The organism is Rhodovarius sp. (assembly GCF_040399605.1).
GTDB lineage: Bacteria > Pseudomonadota > Alphaproteobacteria > Acetobacterales > Acetobacteraceae > Rhodovarius > Rhodovarius crocodyli_A.
Genome location: NZ_JBBARU010000014.1, coordinates 38,444 through 52,254 on the forward strand (window position 1 = coordinate 38,444; position 13,811 = coordinate 52,254).

The window sequence follows — 13,811 nt, forward strand, 5'->3', positions numbered from 1 at the left end:
CCGGTCTCCACAGCGAAAAGCTTCGCCCGCGACTGGCTGCTGGAGAACCGGGTCAACCAGGCCAGCCTCAAGGCCACCCGCCGCCGCCTGGCCGAACACCCCATCGAGGCGGTGGGCGAGCGCCTGCGCGCCATGATGCCCTGGATCAAGGCGAATGCTTTGGTGGACAAGGCGAAGAACTAAGCCGTTATCGACTGGCCGCGAGGACCTGCCGCCAGGCAGGTCCTCAACGGGTTGAGCCTTTTTCGTTGTAACCGCCATCCAGCCGCCCACAATCTGATAATCATCTTGCTGCATCGCATCATGTGCCGTTAGCCTCGCCCATCCCCAGCAGGAGGCCCGCGTGACGGTTATCAGCCCATCCCGCTCTAGCGACATCCTGTTGCTCATCGCTCGCTTGGCCATGGCGCCGCTGTTTTTGATCAGCGCCTTTTATAAGGTTGCGCAATGGCCCGGCATCGTCACCTTATTGGACAATCAGGGCGCGCCGCTGCCCATGCTCGGGGGCGTTATTGCCACCGCCATCGAGGCCATCCTGCCCCTCCTTCTCATCCTGGGGCTGCGGATGCGCTGGGCGGCCCTGGGCCTCATTGTCTATGTGTTGGGCACCAACCTTATTGCGCATCGTTTCTGGGAATTCACCGGTGGCGCGCAGCTTGGCCAGATGCTGGCTTTCTTCAAGAATATCGCCCTGTGCGGCGGCTTGCTGGTTCTGACCATGACCGGCCCTGGCCGTTTCGCGATGCAGCCCCGGCCCTGACCGCGCGCCTTGATCCGCCCTGCGGGCGGCCCATCTGCCATGAATGTTCAGCCAGGCCCTCGTCATTCTCTCCTCCATCGCGCTGGGCGCCTGCTCGGTGGTAGGCGTACGTGGCAGCGAGGAACCGCCGCATCGCGTCATCGCCCGACTGGGTGAGGTGGAGATCCGCGAATATGCGCCCCGCGTCGTTGCTGAAACTCAGGTGGAGGCGGATGAGAATGCGGCGCGCAGTGAAGGCTTTCGCCGCCTCGCCGGCTATATTTTTGGCGCCAATCGGGGCGAGAGGCGCATCGCCATGACCGCCCCTGTGGCGCAGGAACCCAGCCGCATCGCGATGACCGCGCCCGTCGCGCAGGACGCCGTGGCCGAGGGTTTTCGCATTCGCTTCTTCCTCCCCGTCGGCCTGACTGCGGACACCGCACCCGAGCCGAATGACCCGCGCGTGCGCGTCACCACCCTACCGGCCGAAACCTTCGCCGTGCTGCGCTTCACCGGCAGCACCGACCCCGCGGCGGTGGCGCGCAATGCCTCCAGCCTCCGCGCCATGCTCGCGGGCTCGCGCTGGGTTGCGGCGGGTGAGGCCACCGCCTGGTTCTATGACCCGCCCTGGACCCTGCCGCCGCTGCGCCGCAATGAGGTGGCCATCCGCGTCACCCCCGCAGCCTGAGCCCCGCCGCCACGCCCAGGGCGCAGAGCCCCGCCATCGCCCAGAAGGCATGCCCGCCGAAAGCGGCATAAAGCGGCCCCGAGGCCAGCATCACCGCCCCCGAGGCCAGCCCCACCCCCAGCGAGGAATGCAGGGTCTGCGCCCGCGCCCCCAGCCCGCTGGGCAGCGCGGCCAGGGCACGTATCGCCCCGAGATGCATGGCGCCGAAGCTGAGCGCATGCAGCGTCTGCGCCAGGAAGAGCGGGACCAATTCGCTTGTCGCCCCGGTCACCACCCAGCGCAGCACCCCCGCCAGGGCCGCCAAGGTGGCAAGGCCCGGTGCGCCCAGCCGCTCCACCAGGCGCCGCCCCCATAGGAACAGCGCCACCTCCATGACCACCCCCCAGGCCCAGAGCAGGCCTATCATGCCGGCTGAGAGCCCCGCCGCCTGCCAATGCAGCGTCGCGAAGCCATAATACATCGCATGGCTGCCCTGGATCAGCGCCGAGGCCGGCAGCAGCCGCCGGAAGCCCGGGTGGCGCAAAGGCTCCCACATCCCCCCGGTGGGGCGTGGGCGCGGCCCTGGTGGCTGCGGCAGCCCGGCCGCGACGAGCGCCGTGGCACCCAGGCAGCAGGCCGCCAGCCACAGGGCCGCGGCGGGCCCTGTCAGGCTCACCAATTGCCCGGCGGCCACGGCTGAGACGATGAAGGCGATCGACCCCCAGGCCCGCACCCGGCCGTAATCGAAGGGTCTTGCGCGCATTTCAGCGATGGCGGCGGCATCGCTCAGTGGCACCACCGGCGCCACGCCCACGCTATGCACCAATTGCACCAGCAGCAGCATGGCAAAGCCCTGCAGCAGCGCCATGGCGGGCAAGGTGAGCGCTGCCAGCGCCGCACCGCTCACCAGCACGGCGCGCAGCCCCCAGCCATCGGCCAGCCGGGCCGAGGCGGGGCTGGTCAGCAGCCGTGTCACACTGCCCAGCGCCAGCACGATGGAAAGCTGCGTGGCGCTCAGCCCGCCCGCGCTCAATACCGCGGGAATGAACGGCATCGCCGCCCCGAGCGAGGCGAATTGCACGGCAAAGAGCAGCGCGAAGCGGGTGGGCGGGGATATTCTCACGGCACCCCGCTTTGCGCCTATTCCGGTAATCCAGTCCAGCCCGGGCCCACGCCCGTTGCAATCCGCGCGCTTTGGCCGCATCAAGCCTGCCACGATCAGCAGCCGGTTTTTCATCTCATGTTCGAAGCGCGCGTCCGGGCCATTTTGGGCCCTACCAATACAGGCAAGACCCACCTTGCGATGGAGCGGATGCTTGCGCATTCCTCGGGGATCATCGGCTTTCCGCTGCGCCTCCTGGCGCGCGAGAATTACGACCGCATGGTGGCCAAGAAGGGTGAGAAGAACGTCGCCCTCATCACGGGTGAGGAGAAGATCATCCCGCCCGACGCGAAATGGTTCGCCTGCACGGTTGAGGCCATGCCGCTCGATATCGCGGTGGGCCGTGGGCGGGCCGAATTCGTCGCGGTGGACGAGATTCAGCTCTGCGCCGACCCTGATCGCGGGCATATCTTCACCGACCGTCTGCTGAATGCCCGTGGCATGGTCGAGACCATGTTCATGGGGGCGGAGACGGTGCGGCATTTGCTGCAGCGCCTGGTGCCGCAGGTTGAGATCGAGAGCCGCCCGCGCCTCTCGCAACTCACCCATACCGGCTTCACCAAGCTGGGCCGCCTGCCGCCGCGCAGCGCCGTCGTCGCTTTCTCCGCCGGCGAGGTTTACGCCATTGCCGAGGCCATTCGCCGCCGCCGTGGCGGTTGCGCCGTGGTGATGGGCCGCCTCTCGCCGCGCACCCGCAATGCGCAGGTGAAGCTGTATCAGGACCGCGAGGTGGATTTTCTGGTGGCGACGGATGCCATCGGCATGGGCCTGAACATGGATGTGGACCATGTGGCCTTCGCCTCGCTGAACAAGTTTGACGGCCATGCGCCGCGCGCGCTGAACGCGCAGGAAGCGGCCCAGATCGCCGGCCGCGCCGGCCGCGGTATGCGTGATGGCAGTTTTGGCAGCACCGGCGACTGCATCCCGCTGCCCGAGGATATGGTGGAGAAGATCGAGGGCCATCAATTCGAGCCTTTGCAGGCTTTGGCCTGGCGCAACTCCAATCTCGACTTCACCAGCGTCGATGCGCTGCTGGACAGCCTAGCCGCGCCGCCACCCTCCGCTGGCCTGGCCAAGGGCCATGACGCGACGGACCACATCACCCTCAACATGCTGGCGCGCGAGAGCGATATTCGCCGCCTTGCCGCGGGCCGCGGCCGGGTGGGTGCGCTGTGGGAAGCCTGCCAGGTGCCGGATTTCCGCAAGCTGGCCGATGACAGCCATACGAAGCTCTGTGGCCGGATTTTCCGCCATATGGCGGAAGATGGCGCCCTGCCGGAAGACTGGTTGGCGGCACAGATCGCCAATACCGCCAATACCGAGGGTGACCTTGATACGCTGATGGCCCGGCTCTCGGGTATCCGCACCTGGAGCTATATCGCCGCCCGCGCCGATTGGGTGAAGAACGCCGCCGAGTTCCAGGCCCAGGCCCGCGCCGCCGAGGATATGGTGAGCGACGCGCTGCATGAGCGCCTGACCCAGCGCTTTGTGGACCGTCGTGCCGCACAATTGATCCGCCGCCTCGACCCTGCCTCGGAAGAGGATCTGCTGAGTGCTGTGACGCGCCAGGGCGATGTGATCGTCGAGGGCCATAATGTCGGCCGGGTAGAAGGCTTTATTTTCCACCCCGATGCGACGGCAGAGGATGAGGAAACCCGCAAGCTGGTGCTGCGCGCGGCCCGTCGCGCGCTGCGCGAGGAAATGCCCCGCCGCGTTGCCGCGCTGGAAATTGGTAAGTCCGAGGCCTTCTCGCTGACGGCTGACCATAAAATTCTATGGGATGGCGCCGATATCGCCCGGCTGCGCGCGGGTGCCGAGCCCTCCAAGCCGGTGGTTGAGGTGCTGCCCAGCGAGTTTCTGGACAGTGCCCAGCGTGAGCGGGTGCGGCTGCGCCTGAGCAATTTCATCGAGGGCACGCTCGCCAAGGATCTCTCATCCATCGCCGCGGTCGAGAAAAAGGCCGAGGATGACAATACGCTGCGCGGGCCGGCCTTCATGCTGCGGGAATCGCTGGGCATTCGCCCGGGCAATTCCAAGGCGCATTTCCCTCAGGAAGTGCAGGCCAAGCTGAAGACTATTGGCGCCAGGGCCGGCCGCTATGCGCTTTATGTGCCCGAGGCCCTGAAGCCGCGTGCGATGGCCATGCGCGCCCAACTCTGGGCGCTGAGCCGCAATATCCCCACGCCCGAGTTGCCCGCGCCCGGCCTGGTCTCGCTGGCGGCCGATGGCGTGACCGCGCTTTCCTGGCTGCCCGGCTTTGCCGAGACCATCGGCTGGGTGCCGGCCGGCCCGCTCTTGCTGCGCCTTGATGTGGCGGAGCGTATCTCCGGCGAATTGAGCTACCTCACCCGCCGCGCACCCTCGCCGCTGCCGCCGGAAATCCTGGGCCGCTTTGCCATCAAGGGCGAGATGGTGCCGCTGGTGCTGGCGGGCCTGGGCTTCCGGGTGATCGAGGCCGAGGTGCTGGGCGAGGATGTGCAGGGGCCGACCCGGCCGATGATGGTGGCTTGGCAGCGCCCGGCGCAGCCCGAGCGCAACAATCGTGGCCCGCGGCGTGACCAGCAGCCGCGTGGCGAAGGTGCCGCCGCTGAGCGTGGCCCGCGCCGCGATGGTGATGCCCGCCCGCCGCGCAACCGTGACCGTGGCCCGCGCCGCGATGCAACGGCAGCGTCCGCGGCACCGGCCGAGGCCGCACCCAGCGAGGCCGCACCCAGCGAGGCCAGTGCCGAGGCCCCGCGCCCCGAGCGCGAGCCACGCCGCGATGACCGCAACAATAATCGCAATGCAAAGCCTCGCGCCCCGGGCGGTGCCTTTGGCAAGACCGGCGGCCCTGGCGGCGGCGGTGGCGGCGGTGGCCGTGAGGATCGCGGCCCGCGCCGTGATGATCGTGACCGCGGCCCGCGCCGTGATGATCGTGACCGCGGCCCCCGGCGCGATGATCGTGGCCCTGGTGGCCCTGAGACCCGGGTCTATCACCAGGACAGCGTGAAGGTGGCCGATGAGGATAATCCCTTCGCCAAGCTCGCGGCTCTCAAGCTGAAATGAGCCGGCGGGCGTGACGGCAACTCCCGAGAGTTGGGAGAGGCTGGACGTCTGGCTGTGGTATGCCCGCGTCTCCAAGACGCGCTCCCTTTGTGCAAGGGCGGTGCAGGATGGCGGTTTCCGCCTGAACCGCCAGCCCACCGACAAGCCGCATGCAAAGCTGCGGGTGGGTGATGTGCTGACCTATACCTGGGGCAGTGAGGTGCGGGTGTGGCGGGTGGCGCAGCTTGGCACCCGCAGGGGCCCGGCGGACGAGGCGCGGGAACTTTACGAAGATTTGTCGCCGGGCTTGTGAGCCCGGCCCATGCCGCCGCCGCCTGGCATTTCCACCACCAACCGGTCACCGGCCGGAATCACCTGAAAACCCTTGGCCTTCAGCGTGGTGCCGCTGCCCAGCCGTACGACACCGCGGGCACCCTCCTCCCCGCCATGCCGCCCGCGCGGCGGATAGGTCACCCGTTCGAAGGTGGCGAAAATCCCGAAGGCCTCGCCATGGCGATGCGCCACTTCCATGATCTGGCCGTCGCCACCGCGGAACTCGCCCGCGCCTCCCGAGCCGTCACGCAGGTCCTTCCGCCAGACCACGATGGGGGCGATGGTTTCCGTCACCTCCACCGGCACGTTTTTCACGCCGGAGGGGAAGGGCGTGGCGGAAAGCCCATCCTGCCCCGGCCGCGCGCCGGCGCCGCCAGAATGGAACATGGTGACCATGAAGGGCCGCTGCGTGCCGCCGGTCAGGCCATTGCCTGCGCCGAGTTTCAGGTTCCACAGATTAGAGGTGCCCTCGGCCGGCACCCGGCCCGGCAGCGCCTGATCCAGGGCCGAATAGACCACATCAGGCAGCATATGGCCCATGGTGGAGCGGGCATTCACCGCCGCGGGGAAGGGTGCGTTGAGGATCGATCCCTCGGGTGCGGTGACGCGAATGAGGTCCAGCGTGCCGGCATTATTGGGGATCTCGGGGCCGATGATGCAGCGCAGGCCAAAGGCGGTATAGGCATCGGTGTAGCAGAGCGGGCAGTTGATGCCGTAGCTGCTCTGGGCCGAGGTGCCGGCGAAATCGACCGCGATGTGATCCTCGGCGATGGTCAGTGCCGCGTGCAGGTCGATCGGCGCCTCGATGCCGTCAATGCGCATATGGCCGTGCCAGGTGCCTTTGGGGAGTTTATGGATTTCGGCCAGCATGGCGGCTTCCGAGCGGGCGATGATATGCGCGCCCAGCACCTCCAAATCCTCCAACTGGTTTTCCTCCAGCATGGCGGAGAGGCGGCGCTCGCCCGTCTCGTTGCAGGCCATGAGCGCATAAATATCGCCCTCCACCTGTACCGGTTCGCGCACATTGGCGCGGATGAGGTTCATCAGCCCCTCATCCACCACGCCCTGGCGCGCCATGGGCATAATGGGAATGCGTAAGCCTTCGTGAAACACTTGCCGCCCGTCTGGCGAGAGGCCGATGCCGCCGATATCGACCACATGCACGGTGCAGGAGAATAGCCCAACCATTTTTCCCCGATGAAAAGCCGGGGAGGTGACGACGATGTCGTAGAGATGCCCAGTGCCCATCCAGGGGTCGTTGGTGATGTAGTGGTCACCCTCGCGCATGTTGTCTGCCGGGATGGCCGCCAGAAAATGCTTCACGCTGCGGGCCATGGAGTTCACATGGCCGGGCGTGCCGGTCACCGCCTGGGCCAGCATCCGGCCATCCACGGCGAAGACACCGGCAGAAATATCCCCCGCTTCCCGCGCCGAGGTGGAGAAGGCGGTGCGGACCAGGGTTTTCGCCTGCTCCTCCACCACTGAGAGCAGGCGGTTCCACATGACCTGGAGGCGAATGTCGTTCATGGCGCGTGTTCCAGGATGATCTGGCCGCCGGCATTGATCCGCGCGGTCCAGTGCTTGGGGATGATGGTGGTGGTTTCGTCCTCGATGATCAGCGCGGGGCCGCAGAGTGTGGCGCCGGGGGCGAGGCTGGTGCGGGCATGGATCGCGGCGCTATCCGCGGCGCCCGTTGCTGGGTCCGTCAGCATGCGGCTGGCGCTGGTGGCGGGCATGGGCAGCGGGGCTGCCTCGGCCAGGCGCGCCGGCGGTGCGAGCGGGCTGGAGAGGGCGAGCGCCCAGGTCATCACCTCTGGCTGCAGCCCCGGAATGGCGCGGCCGAAGACCCTGGCATAGGCGGCGACAAAGGCCTGATGCAGCGCCGTGGCGGCGAGGCCCGGCGGCACCAGAACAGGGATTTCATGCCCCTGGCCGCGATAGCGCATGAAGGCGGTGCGGCTTTCCACCAATCCGTCTGCTGGCGCGGCTTGCAGCACCACGGCCTCGGCCTCGGCCCGCATATCGGTGAACATCGCCTCCAGCGCGGTGGTGTCCATGTTGTCGAGGCGAGTATAGCGGGTGCGCACCACTTCAAAGCCGATGGGCGCCTGCAAGAAGCCATGCGCCGAGCCCACGCCCGCGCCCAGCGGCACCACCACGCGGGTGATGCCCAGCTTTTGTGCGAGCCTGGCGGCGTGCAGAGGTGCGGCGCCACCAAAGGCGATCATGGTGCGGCCGGCGGTGTCCTCGCCATTCTCCACCGCATGCACCCGCGCGGCGCTGGCCATGGTTTCGTCCACGATCTCGGCCACGCCGATGGCGGCATCGGCGCCAAGGGGCGCGAAGGATTTTTGGGCGGCGGCTTCATCCAGCGGCATGGTGCCACCGGCGAAGAGGGCAGGGTCCAGCCGGCCCAACAGCAGGTCCGCATCCGTTACCGTTGGCGATAGACCGCCCCGGCCATAACAGGCCGGCCCTGGCGCGCTGCCGGAGGAATCCGGGCCGACCATGATACGCCCCAGCGCGTCGCGCCGCGCGATCGAACCGCCACCGGCGCCGATTTCCACCAATTCAATGACCGGAATGCGGATGGGCAAGCCGCTGCCCTGCACGAAGCGATAGGCCCGGGCCACCTCAAAGCTGCGGGCCATGTGGAAGGCCCCATCGTCGATCAATGTGAGCTTGGCGGTGGTGCCGCCCATATCGAAGGCCAGAACTTTGTCGAGCCCATTCTCAGCGGCGACGTGGCGCGCCAGGATAGCGCCGCCGGCCGGCCCGCTTTCCACCAGCCGCACGGGGAAGCGCCGCGCCGCCTCCACGGTGCATAAGCCGCCGGAGGACATCATCATCAGCACCGGGGCTGCGATGCCGATGGCGCGAAACCCCTCCTCCAGCCGGGCCAGATAGCCATCCATCAGCGGCCGCACATAGGCATTGGCGATGGTGGTGCTGGCGCGGTCATATTCGCGCAGCTCGGGGCAAACCTCGCAGGAGAGCGAGATGGAGACCCCGGGCAGCAGCGCGGAGAGAATCTCCGCCGCGCGTCGCTCATGCGCATCATTGGTGAAGGAATGCAGGAAGCAGATGGCGAGAGCGGCCACCCCATCGGCCCGGGCCTGTTCCGCCACGGTGTGCAAGGCAGCCTCATCCAGTGCCAGCAGCACGCCGCCATCGGCCGCGATGCGCTCGGGCACGGTGTAGCGCATGGCGCGCGGCACCAAGGGCGCCGGGCGCTCCATCGTCAGGTCATATTGCGCGAAGCGATGCTCGTAGGCGATCTCGATGCTGTCGCGGAAGCCTTGGGTGGTGAGCAGGGCGGTGCGCGCGCCTTTGCGCTCGATCAGCGCATTGGTCGCCAGCGTGGTGCCATGCAGCACCAGGCGCAGTGTCTCGCCACGCAGGAGCTTTTTCGCCCCCTCCAGCACCGCGCGCTCGGGCACGTCGGGCGTGGTCAGCAGCTTGTGGGAGCGGGTGCCCTGGGGCGTTTCCAGCACGAGGTCGGTGAAAGTGCCGCCGATATCGACGGCCAGGCGCGCGTTCATTCAGTCGGTGATCCTGATATTGCCGGCGGTGACCACACGGCCCCAGATTGTGGTATCGGCGCGCAGAAAGGCAGTATATTCGGCGCGCGCCATCGGCGCTGGGTGCAGGCCTGCGGCATCAAAGCGCTGTCTGGCCGCCGGGTCATTGAGGACCTTGAGGACAGCGGCGGAGAGCGCCTCCAGCACTGGCTCCGGCGTGCCCGTTGGCGCGGCCAGCCCATACCAGTTTTCACTGATATAGCCCGGCACTGCCTCGGCCACGGCGGGGGTATTGGGCAGCAGGGACCAGCGCTGGGCCGAGGTCACGGCCATGGCGCGGGCCTGGCCGGAGCTGATCAGCGCCAGGGTTGCCGGGTCGCCGTAATAGACATCAACCACCCGGGCGGCGAGGTCGTTCAGGGCAGGCCCGGTGCCGCGATAGGGCACATGCTCCATGGCAACGCCGGCCATCTGGTTGAACAACTCGCCCGTCAGATGCTGGCTGGTGCCGGGGCCGCCGCTGGCGTAGCGCAAGCCGCCCTGGCGGGCGAGGGCGAGGAATTCCGGCAGCGTGCGCGCCGGCAGGTCACTGCGCACGGCCACGATAAAGGGCATGCGCACCAGCATGGTGACATGGGCCAGGCCCAGCGCGTCATAAGGCAGGCGGCGCAGATGCGGCCCGGCGGTGATGGTGCCCGCACCGGTCAGTGAGAGGGTGTAGCCATCGGCCGGCGCGCGGGACATCGCCTCCACCCCGATCACGCCGCCCGCACCGCCGCGGTTTTCTATCACCACGGTCTGGCCCAACTCGCGGGCCAGCGGCTCGCTCAGCAGCCGGGCGGTGAGGTCCACGCCGCCACCGGGGGGGAAGGGCACGATGATGCGCAGCGGCCGGTTCGGCCAGGATTGCGCGAAGGCCGGGGATGCCAGAAGCGACAGCGCGGCGCGACGGGGGATTCTCATATCGGATAGGCCAGCAGGGTCTGTACGCGAGAAGTATCGTAGACCACCCGCTTCTCGCGGAATTTCCAGCCCGCCTCGGTCCGCACCACCACATCCTTGTAGATGCCGGCCTGATAGACGCTCGTGCTGCCCTCCAGCGAGGTGTTCACCACCAGATAATTTGTGCGCATCACCGCGGTCTCTCCGGTTTCCTCCAGCACCCGCAGGCCGGAGATCATGTAACGATAGGTTGGTTGTTCAAAGATATTGGCGTGGCGCAGGCTGGCCACACGGTCGCTCATCATCGCCGTGTTGTCGCAGCGCAGGATAGGGGCTGGTAGCGACAAATCCTCATTCTCCTTCGGGATGATTTCATAGAGCGCATTATCGGTGAAGAAGCGGGGCCAATCCTCCAGCCGGTCGTCATCGATGGCGGCGATATAGGCGTCCTGCAATTCGAGAAGTTGCCATCGCAATGGAATAATCATAGCGTTTCCTCAGCGGCAAAGCCCATCAGCTGACGGTAGCCCTCCCAGAAGCGGCGGACGAGTCCTTCGGAGATCATCGTCGCCGTCTCATCGGGCTTGTGGCGGGACATGTCCACGATCGAGGCGGCGCGGCCATGGCCGGTGATGCCGCGCTGCACCAGCTCCGTCGCCTCGGTATCCTCCATCGAGATATATCCGGCGGGGCCGACCAGATTGGCCTGCTTGATCCGCATTGCCCGCAATTGCGGCGTGTCATCGGTATAGCCGAAGAAGTGAAAGACCAGCTCGAATTTGTCATGCGCCTTGGCGATGATCTGCCGCGCGACCAGGGTGTTGTGAATTTGCTGGATGACGAGCTGCGGGAAGATCGGCTGGATATGGTTGGTGGAAAGCTCTTCATACTCCTGCACCATGTCGAGAACCGAAGAATCCTCCAGCCGAAAGCCATCCTGATAGGTGCGGATATTTTGCGCCTTGTAGCCCTCGGCATTGTCCTCGGCATTTTTCACGACCAGCAGGGCGCTGTGCAGGCCGGTGGCATCGGTGGTGGTGGTGGCCTGCATTCCCACACGGAGAATATTGAAGGTGGTGTGGAAGAGATGCAGCAGGCTGGCGTGGTAGGGGTCCTTCACATTCTCCAGATAGAGCTTCCAGTTGGAATTGGAGAATTGCCTGGTGCAGCCGAGATACTCGATCGGGCGATTGAAGATGCGGTCGATATAGGGCCGCATCTGAGGCCCGATATAGTCGGCCAGCGGCGCTACCGTTTCGGAAAAACTGCCGAAAACCAGGCCGCGATAGCTTTCCACCCGCAGCTTGCGCAGGCCGTGATCCTTCACGTCAAAATCGGGGGGCATGCCCGTCTGGTCCCGCTGTCCCCGGCGGAACGGCACGCCCTGCAGGTCGCCCTTCGCCGAAAAACTCCACTGGTGATAAACGCAAGTGTGGACCACGCTATTGCCGCGTGTCTTGCGGCAGATCTCGGCGCCGCGATGGGAGCAGCGGTTCACCCAGGCCGCCAACTCGCCATCCTTGGCACGGGTCATAACCACCGGCGTCTCACCGACATAGCTGCGCTTGTAATCGCCGGGTTCGGGGATTTCGGCTTCCAGGCCGAGAAAGCTCCAGGTGGGCCCGCGAAAGATGCGCTCCTGCTCGAGCGCATAGACCTCGGCGCTATTGAACACGGCATAGGGAATGCGCGAGCCATCGCGGCGGGGGAAGCGAATATCCAGCACGTCCTGCGTGATCGGCGCGGTTTCGGCCATGCCAAGTCTCCAGCGGTGATTGTGCCATCTTCCGCCTTGTGCGGCGCTTGTCCATGCTGTTGTGCATGAGCGAAGTCGCGGCCCTGGCCGAATGCGAGAACCTCTTGGTGTTGGCCACCCATCCAGGCGAGGAGGTCTTGCACTGCGGCGGGCTGATAGCCCAGGCCTGCCTGCGCGGCCGGCCGCCGGTGGTGGCGGTGATGACCGATGGCGGCCGTGACACTGCCCTGGCCGAGGCCCGCGCCCGCCAGGCCCGCGCCGCCGCAGCCGCGCTTTGCCTGCCCGCGGGGCGGCTATTCCTGCTGGGACTGCATTATGGCACCGCACCGGCCATGGGCAGCGAATTGTTTCGTGGGCTGGTCGCCGGGCTGCATTTCCTGATGTGGTCGCGCGATTGCGGGGTGATCCTGGCGCCGGCCGCGGGTGATGCCGATGCAGACTGCGCCGCCGCGGCCGCGCGCTGCCTGGCGGAAGACAGCGCCGTGGCCCTGTGGCAGCACGGCACAGGCGCCCCGTGGCTCGCCCCTCCACCGGCACAGGCGGCAAAAAGGGCGGCGCTTGCCGCCTATGGCATGCAACCGGCCGCCGAGGCGGCCGAGCAGTATCTCAGGCCGTACGGTCGCCCCCACCGCTGAGGGCGGCCTGCGCCGCCGCCAGACGGGCGACAGGCACGCGATAGGGCGAGCAGGAGACGTAATCGAGGCCCACCGTCTCGCAGAAGGCGATGGAGGCGGGATCCCCGCCATGCTCGCCGCAGATGCCCAGCTTGAGGTCGCTCTTCACCGAACGCCCCTTCTCGCAGCCAATCCGCACCAGCGCGCCCACGCCCTCGACATCGATGGAGACGAAGGGGTCCTTTGGCAGGATGCCTTGGTCGACATAATCGGGCAGGAATTTGCCCACATCATCGCGGGAAAAACCGAAGGTGGTTTGCGTCAGATCATTGGTGCCGAAGCTGAAGAAATCCGCTGCCTCAGCGATCTTGTCGGCGGTGATGGCGGCACGGGGCAGCTCGATCATGGTGCCGACCAGGTATTCCAGCGTCATGCCCGCTTCGGCAAAAACCCGGGCGGCCACCCCCTCGACCTGGGCGCGGGTGATATCCAATTCGCGCTTGGTGGCGATGAGCGGGATCATGATTTCCGGCACCGGCGCCAGGCCGGTCTCGCGGGCGACGATGGCTGTGGCCTCGAAAATCGCCCGGGCCTGCATCTCATAGATTTCCGGGAAGGAAATACCCAGGCGGCAACCACGGTGGCCAAGCATGGGATTGGCCTCGGATAATTCCTCCAGCCTCCGATGCATGGTGGCCGGCTCCACGCCCAGCGAGGCCGCCACTTCGGCAATTTCCGCATCGCTATGCGGCAGGAATTCGTGCAGCGGCGGGTCCAGCAGGCGGATGGTGACGGGCAGGCCGGCCATGATGCGGAAGAGCTGGGCGAAATCATCACGCTGGAAGGGCAGCAGCCTGGCCAGGGCGTCACGCCGGCCTTCCGTGGTCTCGGCCATGATCATCTGCCGCACCGCGCCGATGCGCGCGGGGTCAAAGAACATGTGCTCGGTGCGGCAGAGGCCGATGCCCTCGGCGCCAAACTTTCTCGCCGTATCGGCGTCGAGAGGGGTTTCGGCATTCGCCCGCACCTTCATCCGGCGCACCCAATCGGCCC

At 66.8% G+C, this 13,811-nt stretch carries 12 protein-coding genes and 1 pseudogene; 6 read left to right on the plus strand and 7 right to left on the minus strand.

All coding sequences use genetic code 11. The annotated features are described in order from the left end of the window. Positions 1 to 21: 21 nt before the first annotated feature. The 3 genes and pseudogenes from ABWP84_RS06515 to ABWP84_RS06525 form a co-directional block, all read left to right on the plus strand. Positions 22 to 183 (plus strand): annotated as a pseudogene (locus ABWP84_RS06515) (ketol-acid reductoisomerase); the annotation flags it as partial. Between the two features lie 160 nt (positions 184 to 343). After that, positions 344 to 760: a DoxX family protein gene (locus tag ABWP84_RS06520; protein WP_353211200.1), complete on the plus strand. Its 417-nt coding sequence runs from the start codon at positions 344 to 346 to the stop codon at positions 758 to 760. 43 nt (positions 761 to 803) lie between these two features. Next, the gene (locus ABWP84_RS06525; RefSeq protein ID WP_353211201.1) at positions 804 to 1,427 is read left to right on the plus strand and encodes a heme-binding protein; all 624 of its coding nucleotides are present in this window, start codon (positions 804 to 806) and stop codon (positions 1,425 to 1,427) included. Here ABWP84_RS06525 and ABWP84_RS06530 read toward each other — a convergent pair. Further along, entirely contained in the window at positions 1,411 to 2,529 is a 1,119-nt protein-coding gene (locus ABWP84_RS06530; RefSeq protein WP_353211202.1) for an MFS transporter, read from the minus strand. The genes ABWP84_RS06525 and ABWP84_RS06530 overlap by 17 nt on opposite strands. A gap of 117 nt (positions 2,530 to 2,646) precedes the next feature. On the opposite strand from ABWP84_RS06530, the gene ABWP84_RS06535 reads away from it, so the two are divergent. Together ABWP84_RS06535 and ABWP84_RS06540 are read left to right on the plus strand one after the other, a co-directional pair. Next, positions 2,647 to 5,613: a helicase-related protein gene (locus ABWP84_RS06535; RefSeq protein ID WP_408904244.1), complete on the plus strand. Its 2,967-nt coding sequence runs from the start codon at positions 2,647 to 2,649 to the stop codon at positions 5,611 to 5,613. Positions 5,614 to 5,623: 10 nt separating this feature from the next. After that, positions 5,624 to 5,905, plus strand: coding sequence for an RNA-binding S4 domain-containing protein (locus tag ABWP84_RS06540; protein ID WP_353211204.1), 282 nt, complete (start codon positions 5,624 to 5,626; stop codon positions 5,903 to 5,905). Here ABWP84_RS06540 and ABWP84_RS06545 read toward each other — a convergent pair. From ABWP84_RS06545 to andAc, 5 genes are read right to left on the minus strand one after another with little or no spacing between them, the layout of a single operon-like run. Then, positions 5,878 to 7,452, minus strand: a complete 1,575-nt coding sequence (locus ABWP84_RS06545) for a hydantoinase B/oxoprolinase family protein (RefSeq protein WP_353211205.1) — start codon at positions 7,450 to 7,452, stop codon at positions 5,878 to 5,880. The two genes, ABWP84_RS06540 and ABWP84_RS06545, sit on opposite strands and share 28 nt — an antisense overlap. Then, on the minus strand, positions 7,449 to 9,467 hold the full coding sequence (locus ABWP84_RS06550) for a hydantoinase/oxoprolinase family protein (protein WP_353211206.1): 2,019 nt from the start codon (positions 9,465 to 9,467) through the stop codon (positions 7,449 to 7,451). Before ABWP84_RS06550 ends, ABWP84_RS06545 begins: the two co-directional genes overlap by 4 nt. Then, a complete protein-coding gene (locus ABWP84_RS06555) occupies positions 9,468 to 10,409 on the minus strand; it encodes a tripartite tricarboxylate transporter substrate binding protein (protein WP_353211207.1) in 942 nt (313 codons plus the stop codon). After that, positions 10,406 to 10,864: an anthranilate 1,2-dioxygenase small subunit AndAd gene (andAd, locus tag ABWP84_RS06560; RefSeq protein WP_353211208.1), complete on the minus strand. Its 459-nt coding sequence runs from the start codon at positions 10,862 to 10,864 to the stop codon at positions 10,406 to 10,408. Before andAd ends, ABWP84_RS06555 begins: the two co-directional genes overlap by 4 nt. Before the next feature lie 8 nt (positions 10,865 to 10,872). After that, positions 10,873 to 12,144: an anthranilate 1,2-dioxygenase large subunit AndAc gene (gene andAc, locus ABWP84_RS06565; RefSeq protein WP_353211209.1), complete on the minus strand. Its 1,272-nt coding sequence runs from the start codon at positions 12,142 to 12,144 to the stop codon at positions 10,873 to 10,875. Positions 12,145 to 12,209: 65 nt separating this feature from the next. Here andAc and ABWP84_RS06570 point away from each other — a divergent pair, with 65 nt between their 5' ends. Beyond that, positions 12,210 to 12,779: a hypothetical protein gene (locus tag ABWP84_RS06570; protein ID WP_353211210.1), complete on the plus strand. Its 570-nt coding sequence runs from the start codon at positions 12,210 to 12,212 to the stop codon at positions 12,777 to 12,779. Here ABWP84_RS06570 and ABWP84_RS06575 read toward each other — a convergent pair. After that, the coding region (locus tag ABWP84_RS06575) for a putative PEP-binding protein (protein WP_353211211.1) at positions 12,751 to 13,811 on the minus strand (1,061 nt) is incomplete at its 5' end. The genes ABWP84_RS06570 and ABWP84_RS06575 overlap by 29 nt on opposite strands.

What these genes read in the sequence shown, in the direction of transcription:
- ABWP84_RS06525 (WP_353211201.1), top strand. Translation starts at nt 804, where the DNA reads ATGTTCAGCCAGGCCCTCGTCATTCTCTCCTCCATCGCGCTGGGCGCC.
- ABWP84_RS06535 (WP_408904244.1), top strand. Translation starts at nt 2,647, where the DNA reads ATGTTCGAAGCGCGCGTCCGGGCCATTTTGGGCCCTACCAATACAGGC.
- ABWP84_RS06545 (WP_353211205.1), bottom strand. Translation starts at nt 7,452, where the DNA reads ATGAACGACATTCGCCTCCAGGTCATGTGGAACCGCCTGCTCTCAGTG.
- ABWP84_RS06550 (WP_353211206.1), bottom strand. Translation starts at nt 9,467, where the DNA reads ATGAACGCGCGCCTGGCCGTCGATATCGGCGGCACTTTCACCGACCTC.
- ABWP84_RS06555 (WP_353211207.1), bottom strand. Translation starts at nt 10,409, where the DNA reads ATGAGAATCCCCCGTCGCGCCGCGCTGTCGCTTCTGGCATCCCCGGCC.
- andAc (WP_353211209.1), bottom strand. Translation starts at nt 12,144, where the DNA reads ATGGCCGAAACCGCGCCGATCACGCAGGACGTGCTGGATATTCGCTTC.
- ABWP84_RS06570 (WP_353211210.1), top strand. Translation starts at nt 12,210, where the DNA reads ATGAGCGAAGTCGCGGCCCTGGCCGAATGCGAGAACCTCTTGGTGTTG.